The organism is Gemella morbillorum (assembly GCF_900476045.1).
GTDB classification, from domain to species: Bacteria; Bacillota; Bacilli; order Staphylococcales; family Gemellaceae; genus Gemella; species Gemella morbillorum.
The window spans coordinates 573,116-589,820 of record NZ_LS483440.1 but is presented as its reverse complement, the minus strand read 5'-3'; the positions used below and the strand labels follow the sequence as shown (position 1 = coordinate 589,820).

The window sequence follows — 16,705 nt, the reverse complement described above, 5'->3', positions numbered from 1 at the left end:
ACATTAATAGTAAAACTTAAATAGATCTAGTCTATTTAAGTTTTACGCTTGCTACTTCTTGTGAAAAATCAACATTTTCATTTAATTTTAAAACATTAATACCTTCAATTGCATCCATGTTTGTTACTACACAAGGAGTAATCACATCCTTCGCTTTTTCTTTTACTAGCTCTAAATCATATGTTAATAAAGTTTGACCTACTTCTACTCTATCTCCAGCAGAAACCTTAACGTCAAATCCTTCACCTTTCATAGATACTGTTTCTAACCCAACGTGAATAAGTAATTCTACTTCTCCTGCTTTAATACCGAAAGCGTGTTTTGTAGGAAATACTTGTATTATTTCTCCAGCTACTGGTGATATCAATTTACCTTCTTCAGGAATAATTGCAAATCCATCGCCCATCATCTTTTGAGCAAATACTGGATCTGGTACTTCTGTAATATCTACTACTTTTCCTTTCATATAAGATTTTAATACTAACTCTTCTGTTTTAACTTCTTCTTTCCCAAATAATTTTGATAAAAATCCCATTATAATCCTCCATATATAATACCTCTTTAATATATCTATTATATACTTTTCCTACCTATATTTCAATGATTTTAAAACATAATATGTAATTAATTTAAAAATGTTCTACCACAGTAAAAAGAGGTAGTACTTTTTTCTACAACACTACCTCTACCTATTTTATTCCTGTTCTTCTGTTTTTTCTTTATAAAACAGTCCATATATATATTGTTCTGGATCAAACACTTCTAAATCATCAATATTTTCTCCAAGACCTACTAATTTTACAGGTATACCTAGTTCTTTTTTAATAGCTATTACTATTCCACCTTTGGCCGTACCATCTAATTTTGTAAGAATTACACCTGTAACATCACTTACTTCTTTGAATGTTTTAGCTTGAAGTATACCATTCTGTCCAGTAGTTGCATCTATCGTTAAAAGTACTTCATGTGGTCCTTCTGGAACTTCTCTTTTTATTACTCTAACTATCTTTTCTAGTTCTTTCATTAAGTAATCTTTATTTTGCAAACGTCCGGCTGTATCACAAAGCAATACATCATATCCTTTAGCTTTTGCAGATTGAATAGCATCAAAAATAATTGCTGCAGAATCTGCACCTTCATGTGATTTTACAATATCAGCTCCACTTCGTTTAGCCCAAACATCAAGTTGGTCAATAGCTCCTGCTCTAAATGTATCTCCCGCAGCTATTAAAACCTTTTTTCCTTCTTTTTTTAAGTTATGAGCTAACTTTCCTATAGAAGTAGTTTTCCCAACACCATTTACGCCTACAAACAGAAACACTGATAGTTCTTTTTCTGGAGCATAATTTAAATCCGCTTTAACCGTCCCCTCCATGTAGATATCTACCAATTTTTCGATAATCATCTCTTGAAGTTCACTTGGTTCTTTAAGATTTCTTCGTTGTGACTCTTCTTTTAAATAATCCACTAACTCTAATACCGTGTTATAACTAACATCTGATTGAATTAATAGTTCTTCTAAATCTTCAAAAAACTCTTCATTAATTTCTCTATATGAGCTTATTAAATTATTAAGTGCGTTTGAAAAACTATCACGTGATTTTTTCAAACCTTTTTTAAATTTTTCTGTTACCAACTGAGTCTCGACAAATTCTTCATATTCATCAAGCGAAATTAGTTCTTCATTTAGCTCCTCTTTAGCAGAAAATTTTTCTTTTAATCTTTCAAAAAAGCTTGCCATGTTATTCTCCTTTTTCTTTTTCAAAAAATAGGGAGATTCCTCCCCCTATTCTTTTCTTTAATTTCTTATTTATGCTTCATATATGGGAACAGCAGTACATCACGAATTGAAGCTGAGTTAGTCAGTAACATTACTAATCTATCAATTCCGATACCTAATCCACCTGTTGGTGGCATACCGTATTCTAATGATTCTACGAAATCTTCATCCATTTCATAAACTTCTTCATTCCCAGCATCTTTTTCATCCATTTGAGCTAAGAATCGCTCTTTTTGATCAATTGGGTCATTTAATTCACTAAATGCATTCGCATGTTCTCTACGAACGATGAATAACTCAAAACGATCAGTAAATCTAGTATCTTCAGGATTTGTTTTTGCAAGTGGTGATACTTCTACTGGGTGCCCATAAACAAATGTTGGTTGTACTAATGTTTCCTCTACAAAAGTTTCAAAGAATTCATTAATAATATGACCAACTTTCATATCTTTACGAACAGGTACATTGTGTTCTTTTGCTAAAGTATGAGCTTCTTCGTCTGTCATTTCTTTCCAAAAATCAACTCCTGTTACTTCTTTAATCGCATCTACCATATGAACACGACGCCATTTTGGAGTTAAATCTATTTCATCTTCTCCGTACATAATTTTTGTAGTCCCATGAATTTCATTACAAATATATGCAATCATAGATTCTGTTAAATCCATAATATCATTAAAATCTGCATATGCTTCGTAAAGTTCAATCATAGTAAATTCTGGATTATGACGTGTTGAAACACCTTCATTTCTGAATGCTCGACCAATTTCATAAACTTTTTCTAAGCCTCCAACGATAAGACGTTTAAGAGGTAATTCAAGCGCAATACGCATAAATAATTGCATATCCAAAGCATTATGATGCGTAACAAATGGGCGAGCCGCAGCTCCACCTGCAACTGAGTGCATCATAGGTGTTTCTACTTCTAGGTAACCACGATCATTTAAGTAACTACGCATAATTTGAATAATTTTTGAGCGCAAGATAAAAGTTTCTTTACTCTCTTCATTCATAATTAAATCTACATATCTTCTTCTATAACGCTCTTCTACATCTTTAAGTCCATGGAATTTGTCTGGAAGTGGGCGTAAAGCTTTTGTTAAAATTACAAAATTATCAGCTTTTACAGATAATTCTCCAACATTTGTTTTGAAAAGAACACCCGTTACTCCTACAATATCCCCTAAATCTAATGTTTTGAAATATTCATAAGAATCACCAACTCGGTCTTGACGAACATAGATTTGAATTTGACCACCTAAATCCTGAACATGAGCAAAACCTGCTTTACCTTTTCCGCGTTTTGTCATAATACGGCCTGCGATTGTCACAGAAACATTTTTTTCTTCTAATTCCTCTTTAGAATATTTATCAAATTCTGCTACTATTTCACTTGAAAGATGAGTTCTTTCGAATTTAGTCCCGAATGGATCTAAACCTGCTTCACGCATTGCTTCCATTTTTTCACGACGCACAAGCATTTGATCATTAAGTTCTTGCACATCAACTTTAATTTCTTCTGTCATGTTTATTTCCTCTCTAGTATGATAAATCTAGTATTTTTTCACATACATTTTATTATATCATATTTTAATTTGTTTTGTGAAATCTTTAATTATATTTTTTCTTGCGTTATATTTATTTTTTTAAAATGATGTAATTTTATTTGTTATTAATTGTCAAATTTATGTCAGATAATTTTACAATTTACTATTGTTAAGTTAGCATAAATGAGTTATAATAAATATGCATGAAAGCAATTTCAATATTTTATTGAAGTAAGTTCCCCTAGAGCTTCCATCGATAAATGTTTATTTGAAAATTTCATCAAGTTTATATAGTACAAGGAGATTAGTATGAATAATTTAAAAAGAAATATTGGATTTCTCCCTGCATTTTCAACAGTAATTGGAATTGTAATTGGATCTGGAGTATTTTTTAAAGCTGCAATTATATATAAAACTACAGGAAATGTTAGTTTGGGTATGATTGCATGGGTACTGGGAGGAATTATCACAATTTGCGCAGGTCTGACTGTTGCTGAACTCGCTGCTGCAATTCCCGAAACTGGGGGGATGATTGTGTGGATTGAACGCGCATATGGACGCCCATTTTCTTATTTATTAGGTTGGGCTCAAACTGTTATTTACTTTCCAGCAAGTATGGCAGCCGCAGCTATTATTTTTGCAACTCAATGTGTAAATTTATTTCAATTGGATAAAATTTACAATATTCCTATTGCAATTGCAGTAGCATTATCTGTAACTTGTTTAAATTTACTTGGAGGTAAAACTGGTGGAATAGTACAAACAGTTGCTACTTTTTGTAAACTTATCCCAATTTTTGCAATCGTTATTTTTGGATTATTCCAAGCAAATCCACATACTGTAGAATTATTCCCAAATTCTTCTACATTTTCTAATGATAATTCATTTACTGCTTTAGGCTCTGCGCTTCTTGCAACAATGTATGCTTATGATGGATGGATTGCAGTCGGTAATATTGCTGGAGAAATGAAAAATCCTAGACGTGATCTACCTCGAGCAATTTTCTTAGGGCTGGGGTTAGTTATGGTCATATATTTACTAATTAACACTGCTTATTTGATGACTATGCCAATGGAACAAATTTCTGGAAACCAAAAAGCAGCAAGTGAAATTGCAGTTTTATTATTTGGTGGTGTTGGTGGTAAAATCATTACTATCGGAATTTTAATTAGTGTTTATGGAACGTTAAACGGTTATACAATGACCGGTATTCGTGTTCCATACGCAATGGCTATGAAAGATCAAATACCATTTAAAAATACTTGGACTAAATTAAATAAATTTGCAATACCGCATTATTCTGCATTCCTACTTTTAGGTATAGCAATTATAATGATTTTCACAGGTCAATTCGATACTTTAACAGACTTCTTGTTATTTACAATTTGGTTTTTCTTTGTGGCTACTTTTATCGCAGTATTTATTCTTCGTAAAAAAGAGCCTAGCTTAGTAAGACCATATAAAGTTCCACTTTATCCTTTAGTTCCGATTATCGCAATTATAGGTGGTGGATATATTCTAGTTAGTACTTTGATTGCACAGTTTACTTTGGCGATGGGAGGTGTACTTCTAACACTTATCGGTCTCCTTTTCTTCAAAGACTTCCATAAAAAATTAAAAAAATAATTACATATAATGAAGAAGTAATTTAAAATAAGATTACTTCTTCCTATTTTTATGATAAAATATTAGTTATATTATAAAAAATTAATTTTAGAAAGGGATTTTATGAATTGTTCTTTATTCAGTAGACAAGGTATATTTAATCTTTTATTTGATATTGTTTTTTCAATAAGTTTCATCAAAATATTAAATTTCTATATTGAAGATGAAATAAACTTTAAAAATATTATTCATTTAATTGTTATATTTATGATTTTTCTTAATTGTTGGACTATTGAAATTGTTCATCTTAATAGATATGGAAAAAATTCTTATATAAATATAATATTTATTGTATTACAAATAATTGCCTTATTACTATTGTTAACAAATAATAATTTTAGCATAAAATATTTATTAGCTATACTTATTTTAATTAGCGTAATTTTTAGCGTTCAGCATATAACCGAATATATTCTAACAGATAAAAAACAACTTATTATGAAAAAACTAACAGAACCTTTTTGTTATATTCACACAGGGCGTACTTTAGCTCTTTTGCTTGGTCTTGTTTTTATAAATTATGCCTATTTGTTTATATTTTTAGCTTTTACTGTAAGTCAACTTTTCCCTAGCTTTATTTCAAGGAGTTTACATGCTAAAGATATGAATTTTAATAGTTTAGTTTCAAGAATAATTCAACTAACTTTAATACTAAGTAGTTTTATTATATTAAATAATTTAACAATATTAATCAATGTTTCTACTTTACCTATTATTATATCTTGTTTATTTATTATTTGTTTTATATTCATATATAACTACATTATAAGTTTAATTGACATAACTTTAATAAAACAATCAGGTAATACCTTTATACTTGGAACATATTTTATTATTTTTTCTACAATTATAACAAACCATATTATACTTGGGAAAATTAACTTATTGTTCTTTCCAATTACTTTATTTGGTTATTACATAGGATATATTTCCTATAAGCAATATAAGAAAACTCGAACTTGATAAAAAATTATCAAGCTCGAGTTTTTTATTTTATTATCTTGCTTCCTCATAATCTAATATTTCAGATATCTTGCTTGCTATATATTTAGCAAGTTTTTCGTGATTTTTCTCATCTAAGTGAAGACAATCAATCAGCGAAGCTTCTGCTACACGTCCTGCATTTAGGAAATCCACTTCATATTTATCGCTAACATCTTTATATGTTTGTGCTAAAAACTTAGATTGTTTTAAGCTATTTTCATCAAATTCGCCAAACAAACTTTGACGTTCAACAATTTCATCTCGTAACGGAACTGGTGATACAATTAAAATTTTAGGAATTTTGTAATTCTCTGCCAAATGTGGGTTTCTAATATATTTAATAAATTGTTCTATTCCTAAAGCCAAATGTTTTGCACTTGGATTAAATTGCTTTTTCAAATCATTTGTTCCTAGCATAATTATTACTAAATCAACCGGAACGTGACTTAACATCAAAATCGGTAAGGTGTCAATTCCACAACGAACTGGAACAATTGTGTCTTTTGCGGTAACCGTTCTACCATTCATTGCTTCTTCTATTATTTTATCATCTGGACGATATTCTTCTAACAATTTTGTCCATCTTTTCTCCATTCTTATACCAGTTTCTGGTGTATACCCCCAAGTATTACTATCTCCTATACATAAAATTCTCATAGCTATCTCACCTTCTATCTTTTATTACTATTAATTTTATCAAAGCAAAATACAAAAATCAACACTAAGCTCTATATATTTAATTAAGTTTATTTCATTTCACATCGTTTTATACTTATAATTAGTACCAGTCGCATTTTGTTGCAATAACGACACATTTCAGATATAATATTATAATATATGGAGGATATGCTATGATTACATATAATTTTCATCATAAAAAACATTACAAAATACAACAATATTCTAAAAAAATACTTTATACATCTTTAATATTAACTACTGCATTCGCTCTATTAGAATATATAGGGGGGATAATTTCTAATTCACTTGCGTTACTTGGAGATTCTTTTCATATGTTCTCCGATGTTGCTGCTCTAGGTTTCAGCTTAATCGCACTGATATATAGCGCCAAAAAACCAAATAAACATTATACCTTTGGTTTTGTTAGACTAGAAATAATCGCTGCATTTATAAATGGTCTTGCACTTATTATAATTTCTATTTATCTTCTTTATGAAGCAATTATGAGATTATATAATCCTAGAAATATTGATTTCAAAACTATGTTAATAATTTCTACTGTGGGCTTACTTTTTAATGTAGTTATCACTATTATCTTAACTAAAAGTTTGAAAAAAGAAGATAACCTAAATATTCAAAGTGCTTTATGGCATTTTTTAGGAGACTTAATTAGCTCAGTAGGTATTATTATTTCTTCAACAATAATATATTTTACAGGTTATATCGTTGTTGATATAATTATGAGTATAATTATAACAATCATTCTTTTTAGAGGTGGTTTTAAAATTACTCGTTCTTCTTATATTATTTTGATGGAAGGAACTACTTTAAATACTACTGAAATCTATGAAAAAATCAGTGAAATAGAAGGCGTTGCTAATATACATGAATTCCATATTTGGCATACTGATACAAACGAAACAAATGCTGCTATGCACATACTTTTAAATGAATATAGCATAAATAAAGACTACACTATTGTCGAAAATATAAAAATACTATTAGAAAAAGAATATGGAATAGAACACTGTTTTGTTGCATTGGAAAATACTTCTTTCAATAAGCATTAATAACAAAAAGAGCGTATCTTGAAATAAGATTCGCTCCTTATTTTTATATCAATTTTTATAATTCTAATATATCTATAGTTTTATTAATTTTATATGTTGGTATTATCTCACTATTTTCCACATTATGAATATCGACTAAACAGCTATCTATTCCTATATTGTTAGCTCCTAATATATCTGAGGTCAAAGTATCTCCAATCATTAATACTTCTCCTTTACTTTCAACGCCTACTTCGACAAAAATCTTTTCAAAGAACTCCCTATCCGGCTTTTTACTACCTAATTCTTCTGAAATAAAAATCTTTTCAAAATACTTATTCAAATCATTATTTTTTAGCCGCGTGTGTTGAGTAACTCCTATTCCATTTGAAGCTATATATAATTTATGTGTTTTATGGAGCTTTTCCAGCATATCTACCACACCCTCAAATAACTGATTTCCTTCTGCCAAATATGATCTATAGCGAATATCTGTTTCACGTCCATCCACATTCTTACCAAATTGTTCAAAAAATTGAATAAAGCGCTGTCTTGTTACTTCCGTGTTCGCCAATTCTCCCTTTTCAAAACGACGCCAAAGAGCTTTATTTATTTTTTCGTATTGTTCAAATAATTTATAACTATACTCTATATTTTCATCTTCTAATAATTTTTTAAATGCCAGTTCCTGTGCTTGTTGGAAATTTAACAATGTATCATCTAAATCAAAAAGTAAATATTTATATCTATTTAAAGTCATCTATCATATACTCCATTTTTTATTTATTATATATTATAACACAGGTCTATACTTTTTATCATTTTTTAGATAAATAGATTCTCTGATATTCAGAAAAGAAATTTCCACACTTCAAATGTCTAAATATTTCATTTTTTGTTTTTAAAATATTCTCTAACTCTTGGTGCTACTTCTTCTCCAAATAATCTTATAGCCTTCATTATATCTTCATGTGGCATAGATCCTAACGGAAGATGTAGCATAAATCTATCTAATCTTAATGTTTCAATCATATCAATAAGTTTATTCGCTACAGTTTCTGGACTACCTACTAACATAGATCCATCTGGACCAACATTATTTAAGTATTGTTCAAATGTAAGTGGTCTCCAAAAAGGTCTATCTTTTGAGATTGCGTCCACTACTTGTTTTGTTGGATAGAAATATTTCTTAATCGCCTCTTCATCACTTTCAGCTATAAATCCCCATGAGTGTGAAGCAACTTTTAGACGATTTTCATCAAAACCAGAGTGTCTTCCTATAGCTTTATAATAGTCAATTAACCCCTTGAAAGCTTTATACTGACCGTCAATTATTGCATATGCTATTGGTAATCCTTTTTGTGCTATTTTAATAGTTGATTCAGTATTCCCTCCTGTTGCTACCCAGATTGGTAAATCCTCTTGAACACTTCTAGGATATACCCCCTTATTTTCTACCTTTTGAGTATGTTTTCCTTCCCATATCAACTTTTCATTAGCTCTAATTTTCTCTAACATTGCTAGTTTTTCATCAAATAATTCTTCGTAATCTGCTAAATCATAACCAAACAAAGGAAATGATTCTGTAAAAGACCCACGACCTACCATAATCTCTGCTCTTCCATTTGAAATAGCATCTATTGTTGCGTACTGTTGATACACCCTTATAGGATCAGCAGATGATAAAACTGTTACCGCTGAACTTAATTTTATATTCTTTGTAACTGCTGCGCCAGCTGCCAACAATATTTCAGGTGCTGATACTGCAAAATCTTCTCTATGATGTTCTCCTATTGCGTATATATCTAATCCAACTTTATCAGCAAGTTTTACCTCTTCTACCATATTTCTAATACGTTCATCATGTGTAGGTGTTATTCCTGTCCCTTCTATTTCTGTTGTTTCTCCAAATGTACTAATTCCTAGCTCTACCATTATATCCTCCTATATTTCTTTAGTTTCGAGATACTAATTTTATGAAAAATATATTACCTTTAATTAATTTTCTTTAATATTTTTTTCAATGTAACTAACTCCTCATTACTCAAATCACTAAAAATCTTTTTAGTATTTTTTTTATGCATTGGAAAAATATTGTTAATTAAATCTTTTCCTTCTCTAGTCAACTTTATATATGTTACCCTTTTATCAGTTTCATTGACTATTCTATTAACATAACCTTTCTTTTCTAAATTATCTACGACATATGTCGCACTACCACTCGCAAGTAAAATTCTATCTCGTATTTCTTGAATACTTTTTTCTCCTTTGCTGTATAGAAACTCCATAACAGAAAATTCAGTCGTATTTATTGGATAATTTTTTAAAGTCTTCTTTAAATCATCTACCAATAAATTACTCGCTTTCAAAATTCCGATAACAGCGTTAAATTCATTATTCATTCACATACTCCTATTTTGTATAATTATCTCGAATATGAGATAATTGTACTAAATTAAATATATCTTGTCAAAAAAATAAAATCAAAAGACATCTAGAGATAATTCTCTAAACGCCTTTCTTGAATTATTCTGCAAATTGGCTTTGATATAATTCTGAGTAAAAACCTTTTTGTGCTAAAAGTTCATTATGATTTCCTTGCTCAATAATATCTCCATCTTTTAAAACCAGTATCTTATCTGCATTTCTAATAGTTGATAAACGATGTGCAATTACAAATGTCGTACGTCCTTCCATCAGTTTATTCATCGCTTTTTGAATTAATACTTCTGTTCGTGTATCAACACTTGAGGTCGCTTCATCAAGAATTAAGATTGGTTTATTAGCGAGAATTGCACGTGCAATCGTTAGTAATTGTTTTTGTCCTTGAGAAATATTTGAAGCCTCTTCATTAAGTTCCATATCATATCCTCCAGGTAAAGTCTTAATAAAATGATGAATATGTGCAGCTTTTGCAGCTTCTATAACCTCTTCATCAGTAGCATCCAAACGCCCATATCGAATATTCTCCATAATCGTTCCTCTAAATAACCAAGTATCTTGAAGAACCATTGTAAAATATGAACGTAATTCTTCTCGACTTAACGATGTAATATCACGACCATCTATAGAAATTTTTCCCCCATTAATATCGTAAAATCTCATAAGAAGTTTAACCATGGTAGTTTTGCCTGCTCCTGTCGGACCAACTATTGCAATCATCTCACCTTTTTTCACATCACTAGTGAAGTTTTTAATAATAATTTGATCTTCAACATATCCAAATTTAACATGGTCGAATACAACATTACCTTCTTTAACAACAATTGTTTCTGAATTTTCTACTGGTACCTCATCTTCAGCATCTAAAAACTCAAAAACTCTCGCTCCTGCTGCAGCCATTTTTTGAATTTCTGTCATTGACTGAGCGATTTGCCCTATTGGTTGAGTAAAATTACGTATGTATTGAATAAATGCCTGAATATCCCCTACACCAATTGTACCTTTTGCAACCAATAATCCACCTGAAAATACTATTCCTACATAACCTAAATTTCCTACAAAATTAATTACCGGAAACATAAGGCCTGATAAGAAATTTGCCTTCCATGAAGATGTATATAAATCCGAATTTTTTGTATTAAATTCTTTTATACTTTTATCCTTATGATTAAATGCTACAATAATATTTTGTCCAGCATAACTTTCTTCTACTTGTCCATTAACATCAGCTAACGCTTTTTGCTGTCCTGTGAAATATTTTTGACTCATTTTTGTTAAAATCCCTAATAAAATACCTGAAATTGGTATTAATGCTATTGCTATAAGTGTCATAAGCGGACTTATAGTAAACATCATTACAAGTACCCCAAGAACTGTTGCACTGTTAGCAATAATCTGTGTGAAACTTTGGTTTAATGATTGCCCAAGTGTATCAACATCGTTTGTTACACGTGACAATGTTTCACCAACTGTACGCTGTTCAAAATATCCCATTGGTAATGTATTAATCTTTTTACTAATATCTTTTCTTATATCGTATGTAAGGCGTTGAGAGATATTACTCATAAGCCATCCTTCAACAAACATAAACATAGAAGATAATACATATAATCCTAGTACTGTTAACAAGATTCCTGCAATTTTTTCAAAATCAATTCCACCAGTATTATTAATTTTGGCTACTAATCCCTCAAAAAGCTTTGTTGTAGCTTGTCCCATAATTTTAGGACCTACTATACCAAACACAGTACTTATTAAGGCGAATAAAACTACCAATATACTCGAAATCATGTACTTTTTAAAAATTAATTTTATAATACGTTTTAATGTTTTTCCAAAATCATCCGAACGTTTTTGTTTTTTCTCTTTACTCATGAGTATTTCCTCCTTTCGCTAATTCTTCTTCACTAAGCTGACTTTCTGCGATTTCTAAATAAGTTGGACAACTACTCAATAATTCCTTGTGTTTACCTTCTCCAACAACACGCCCTTCATTCATTACGATAATTTTATCAGCATGTAAAATCGTTGCTATACGCTGAGCAACAATAATTGTTGTTGTATCCTTCATTTTTTCTTTTAAAGTTTTTCTTAATTTAACATCTGTTTTATAATCAAGTGCTGAAAAACTATCATCAAAAAGAAGAATTTTAGGATTTTTTGCTAAAGCACGTGCAATAGATAAACGTTGTTTTTGTCCACCCGAAACATTTGAACCACCTTGTGAAATTTCACTATTGTATTTTTCTTCTTTAGCAAGAATAAACTCTGTAGCTTGTGCAATTTCTGCAGCAGTTTTCATCTCTTCATCAGTAATATTTTCATCACCAAATTTTATATTACTCTCTATAGTACCGCTAAATAAGACACCTTTTTGAGGAACAAATCCTAATAGATTACGTAATTTATTCATACTTACATCACGAATATCAACACCATCAATAGTAATTCTACCTGCTGTAGCATCAAAATAACGTGGTATTAAATGTAATAAGGTAGATTTACCACTACCCGTACTTCCAATGATTGCTGTAGTTTTACCTGCTTCCGCTTCAAAAGTAATATTACTTAATACCGGGCTATCTGCACCATCAAATGTAAAGCTAACATCTTCAAATTTTAGAGTACCATGTACATTACTAAGCATATCATCTTGAATATTCTCATTATCTAAAACTGTTATATCTGTTCCTAATACTTCGTCTATACGACCTGCAGCTACTTCCGCACGTGGCAATTGCATCATTAAGAATGTAAAGAATAGGAATGACATAACTATTTGCATAGTATATGTTATAAATGCCATCATATCTCCAACTTGAATACTTCCTGCATCAATATTTTTTCCACCAATCCAGATTATAAGTAATGAGATACCATTCATAATTAATATAATTGCTGGGAATAATGCTGACATAGTTCTATTAACAAAAAGCTGGTTATTTCTTAAAATTACATTTTCTTTATTAAAGCGCTCTTCTTCATGCTTTTCACGACCAAATACTCGAATAACTGAAATACCTGTTAAAAGTTCGCGAGTTACAAGATTAACCCTATCAACTAATTTTTGCATTATTTTAAATTTTGGCATTACTAAAAATGTAATTATTCCTAGTAGTAGCCCTAACAAACCAACACCTACTGCTATAATCCAAGTCATACCAGTATCAGTTTGAGTAACTTTGTAAATTCCCCAAAGTGCCATCATTGGAGCATAAAATGCGATAAATAAAAACATATTTAAAGCATTTTGTATTTGTTGAATATCATTTGTACTGCGGGTAATTAACGATGCAGTTGAAAATTTATCAATATCTTGTTTAGAAAATGACAACACCTTATTATAAAGTTTTTCTCGTAAATTAAATGCTACTTTAGCAGATATACGGCTTGAAATAAAGTTTGAAATAATACTTCCAAGCCCAGAAATGAACGTCATAAAAATCATCATTAACCCAACTTCTTTTAGATAATTAGTTCTAATTTCATTAGTATCTATTCCTACTTGTTTATATTCTTCTTTTACAAAACTTATTCCACCTTGTTTTGTCATCATATCAGCTGAATTTCCTAATTCACTAATAACTTTTTTCCTTTGATCAGTTAATGTATCTTTTGAAACTACCCCAGCCTGTACACCTTGCGCTATTTGATTTAAATCTGTATTATTTGATTTTGCTCCAAGAACAACAGTCATTGTTTCTTTAAAGATATTATTTAATTTCATACGAGTTTCATCAGAAACATTATTTAAAATATAGGTATTCCCATCTTTTGTATAATTTTCTGTAACTTGTTTTATTTCATCGTCTGACATAAACAGTTCCAGAGTATTTAGTGATTTTTCACTAATTTTGCTAGGTACAGCATCTTCAATACCACTTTGTTGAATACCTGTATCTACTATATTACTAGTATATGTTGGGAGTGCTAATTCTGCAACAACACGCACTCCTAAAACTACTACTAGACTTAGTATTGCAATTTTAAAGCCTTTTAAATACTTTAGTAATTTCACTCTATTCTTCCTCCTTTTCCTCTACTTCTTCTTTTAATACTTGATTCATTTTAATTAGAGTTATATTAAATGCTTCTTTTTCCTTATCATCAAACTTACTCCAAAGTTTCTTTATCCATTCTTCATAGTTTCTATGATGTTCCTCTACATACTCAACACCTTTTGGAGCTAATGTTAGAAATTTTTTACGCTTATCTTTCTTATCTACAGTTTGTTTAATAAAATCATTATTTACTAACTCTGTAACTAAAGCAGTGACTCTAGGTTTGGTTACACATAATTCTTCACCTAGTTCTTGCATAGTTACTTTATTTTTTTCTGAAATCAGCATCATAGCCTGAAAACCTGCTTTTCTAAAAGGAACATCACTTTTTTTATGTACTCTCTTCATTATTAATCTGAGTTCTTCTAGCTTATCAATCGCATCTAAATACGTTATACCTTCAGCATTCATTTTCTCACCTCCAAAAAAAATAGTTCACAACATTAACTTTTTAGTTAACCATGTGAACTATTATAAATGATTTGTTATTAATAGTCAAGCATATTTTTCTCAATAATTTAAAAATATCCCCTTAGAAAAAATAAATAATCAGTATAAATATTTTCTTAATTTATACTGATTATTATCTTCTTATTTACTTATTATCCATGCTTGAGCAAGGTTATTTTTAATATCATTTGATGTAAATCCGTTGTAACTTGCAAGTTTCACATCATTATCATCTGGATCGTTAAGATAAAATTTTTCATCTTCATATCCACGAATTACTTTATAGGTAACTCTCTCACCAAATAATCCTGATTTTAATCTAACTAGAACTGGCTTATTATTTTTTAACGCCTGCTCTATGTTTTCTATAAGTTTATCATTTTCTATTCTTTCTACTTTTACATTATACTTATCTGCAAAACCAGAAACTATAGTTGGTTGTGTTCCTTGATTTTTTATATAGTATTTATTACCAGCCCAACTTGCAATATCTTCTACACTAGCACCATCGATTCCTAAGTAATTTGCTATCATTGCAAGTGAGATAATAGCATCTCCATTATCCTCAATTGTTTTCTTACCATCTAATCCATAAGAAATATTTTTATAAGAATCTTGTTTAGTATAATACATAGGAATTGATAAACCTTTTTGAGGTAGATTTAATAACTGTTCTTTACGTTTAGCATTGTAATTATCAATATTTATAAGATAGTATAAATAACCCTCTACACCTGATTTTAATGCTTCAATATACTGTTTATTAGCAAGATTATTATTTAGTATATCTACATCTACTCTATCACCAATATTAGCAGATACTACTCTTACTTGAGGAAGTTTATCTTTAAGTTGGTCAAAATTCCCCTGTTTCTCTGACGAAGATACTTTTGAAATATAATGCTCTGATAAATTTTTTTCAATACTTCTAGCTATAATAGCAGATTCAGCTGTACCGTAGTATACCTTTACTCCAAAAATGTCTTTTTGATTAGTGTTATTAATATCAAAATCCACTAAAATATCTACTTTATTCTCAGTTGCTAATTTTTTTACATCATCTTTTGTTGGATATACATCATCATTATCTCGTGTTAAAATTACCTTAATACCGTCACTTGAAAGTTGTTTTTGAAGTTCCTTAGCAATTTTCAAATTATATGTTTTTGGCATTATTCCTTTGTAATCAGCTGTCTCATCATTTTTTATAATTGGATTGAGTAGTACTGTATATGCAGCTAGTTTTTCTTTATTTTGATCTTCTGGACTTTTCTGTCCACTTCCTAATATACTCCATCCTGGTATCCAACCAACATAACTATCTTTTGTTTTTACTTCATACCAAGTATCAGTTTTACTAAGCTGCTCAACATTTTCTCCAGCTGTTATTTTTTTCAACACTGGATATGATGAATCTGGACCTGTTCTTAACTCTATTTCTTTTGAAATTGTTATATTGTTTTCAGCATTAGCTGTTGGATTAATCTTTTCAGAAACGTAATACATCATTGCTGCTAAAACAAATAATACTAACATTCCTGATATTAACCATAATATTGTATTATTACTTCTTTTTCTTTTTATTCTCATATTTTAATTTCCTAATGATAATTTTTCATAAATAATAGTTACTGGTCCATCATTAATGATATTAACTTCCATCATCGTCTGAAATATTCCAGTTTCTACTTTTATTCCTTCTTCTCTCAAATATTCATTAAATTTATTATATAATTCATTTGCTTCTTCTGCACTAGCAGCATTGGTAAAACTTGGGCGCTTCCCTTTTTTTGTATCAGCATAAAGAGTAAATTGAGATACTGATAAAATACTTCCGTTAACATCTTTTAATCCAAGATTTAGCTTTTCATTTTCATCTTCAAAAAGTCGTGCTTCTACAATTTTTTTAGCTAAATACTTTGCATCTGCTTCCGTTGATTCTTTGTGAACTCCAACAAGAAGACAATAGCCTTTATCTATTTCTCCGACTATTTTTCCATCTACACTTACACTAGCTTTTTTTACTTTTTGTAATATTACTTTCAT

14 protein-coding genes are annotated in these 16,705 nt (G+C 29.8%); 2 read left to right on the top strand and 12 right to left on the bottom strand.

What is annotated here, in order from left to right; genetic code table 11:
- Positions 1-31: 31 nt before the first annotated feature.
- The 3 genes from DQN46_RS02820 to lysS form a co-directional block, all read right to left on the bottom strand.
- Positions 32-535, bottom strand: a complete 504-nt coding sequence (locus tag DQN46_RS02820) for a PTS sugar transporter subunit IIA (RefSeq protein ID WP_004632364.1) — start codon at positions 533-535, stop codon at positions 32-34.
- 159 nt (positions 536-694) lie between these two features.
- Positions 695-1,741: a signal recognition particle-docking protein FtsY gene (gene ftsY, locus DQN46_RS02815; protein WP_111742940.1), complete on the bottom strand. Its 1,047-nt coding sequence runs from the start codon at positions 1,739-1,741 to the stop codon at positions 695-697.
- A 65-nt stretch (positions 1,742-1,806) separates the two neighbouring features.
- Positions 1,807-3,306, bottom strand: coding sequence for a lysine--tRNA ligase (lysS, locus tag DQN46_RS02810; protein WP_111742939.1), 1,500 nt, complete (start codon positions 3,304-3,306; stop codon positions 1,807-1,809).
- Positions 3,307-3,636: 330 nt separating this feature from the next.
- Between lysS and DQN46_RS02805 the strand changes: the two genes are divergently transcribed.
- A complete protein-coding gene (locus tag DQN46_RS02805; protein ID WP_111742938.1) occupies positions 3,637-4,953 on the top strand; it encodes an APC family permease in 1,317 nt (438 codons plus the stop codon).
- 1,035 nt (positions 4,954-5,988) lie between these two features.
- Here DQN46_RS02805 and DQN46_RS02795 read toward each other — a convergent pair.
- On the bottom strand, positions 5,989-6,633 hold the full coding sequence (locus tag DQN46_RS02795) for a GDSL-type esterase/lipase family protein (protein ID WP_111742936.1): 645 nt from the start codon (positions 6,631-6,633) through the stop codon (positions 5,989-5,991).
- Positions 6,634-6,827: 194 nt separating this feature from the next.
- Between DQN46_RS02795 and DQN46_RS02790 the strand changes: the two genes are divergently transcribed.
- Entirely contained in the window at positions 6,828-7,727 is a 900-nt protein-coding gene (locus DQN46_RS02790) for a cation diffusion facilitator family transporter (protein WP_111742935.1), read from the top strand.
- Positions 7,728-7,782: 55 nt separating this feature from the next.
- Here the strand turns inward: DQN46_RS02790 and DQN46_RS02785 are convergent, their stop codons facing one another.
- The 8 genes from DQN46_RS02785 to dtd form a co-directional block, all read right to left on the bottom strand.
- Positions 7,783-8,466, bottom strand: a complete 684-nt coding sequence (locus DQN46_RS02785) for a YjjG family noncanonical pyrimidine nucleotidase (protein WP_111742934.1) — start codon at positions 8,464-8,466, stop codon at positions 7,783-7,785.
- Between the two features lie 128 nt (positions 8,467-8,594).
- Positions 8,595-9,641 carry an LLM class flavin-dependent oxidoreductase gene (locus DQN46_RS02780; RefSeq protein WP_111742933.1) on the bottom strand — a complete coding sequence of 349 codons (1,047 nt, stop codon included), beginning with the start codon at positions 9,639-9,641 and terminating at the stop codon, positions 8,595-8,597.
- Between the two features lie 59 nt (positions 9,642-9,700).
- Positions 9,701-10,108, bottom strand: a complete 408-nt coding sequence (locus DQN46_RS02775; RefSeq protein ID WP_111742932.1) for a MarR family winged helix-turn-helix transcriptional regulator — start codon at positions 10,106-10,108, stop codon at positions 9,701-9,703.
- Between the two features lie 124 nt (positions 10,109-10,232).
- On the bottom strand, positions 10,233-12,023 hold the full coding sequence (locus DQN46_RS02770; protein WP_111742931.1) for an ABC transporter ATP-binding protein: 1,791 nt from the start codon (positions 12,021-12,023) through the stop codon (positions 10,233-10,235).
- On the bottom strand, positions 12,016-14,166 hold the full coding sequence (locus DQN46_RS02765; RefSeq protein WP_111742930.1) for an ABC transporter ATP-binding protein: 2,151 nt from the start codon (positions 14,164-14,166) through the stop codon (positions 12,016-12,018). The genes DQN46_RS02770 and DQN46_RS02765 overlap by 8 nt, the downstream gene beginning before the upstream one ends.
- A gap of 1 nt (position 14,167) precedes the next feature.
- Positions 14,168-14,620, bottom strand: coding sequence for a MarR family winged helix-turn-helix transcriptional regulator (locus DQN46_RS02760; RefSeq protein WP_004632387.1), 453 nt, complete (start codon positions 14,618-14,620; stop codon positions 14,168-14,170).
- 180 nt (positions 14,621-14,800) lie between these two features.
- Positions 14,801-16,249: an N-acetylmuramoyl-L-alanine amidase gene (locus DQN46_RS02755; RefSeq protein WP_111742929.1), complete on the bottom strand. Its 1,449-nt coding sequence runs from the start codon at positions 16,247-16,249 to the stop codon at positions 14,801-14,803.
- A 3-nt stretch (positions 16,250-16,252) separates the two neighbouring features.
- Positions 16,253-16,705: a D-aminoacyl-tRNA deacylase gene (gene dtd / locus DQN46_RS02750; protein ID WP_004632390.1), complete on the bottom strand. Its 453-nt coding sequence runs from the start codon at positions 16,703-16,705 to the stop codon at positions 16,253-16,255.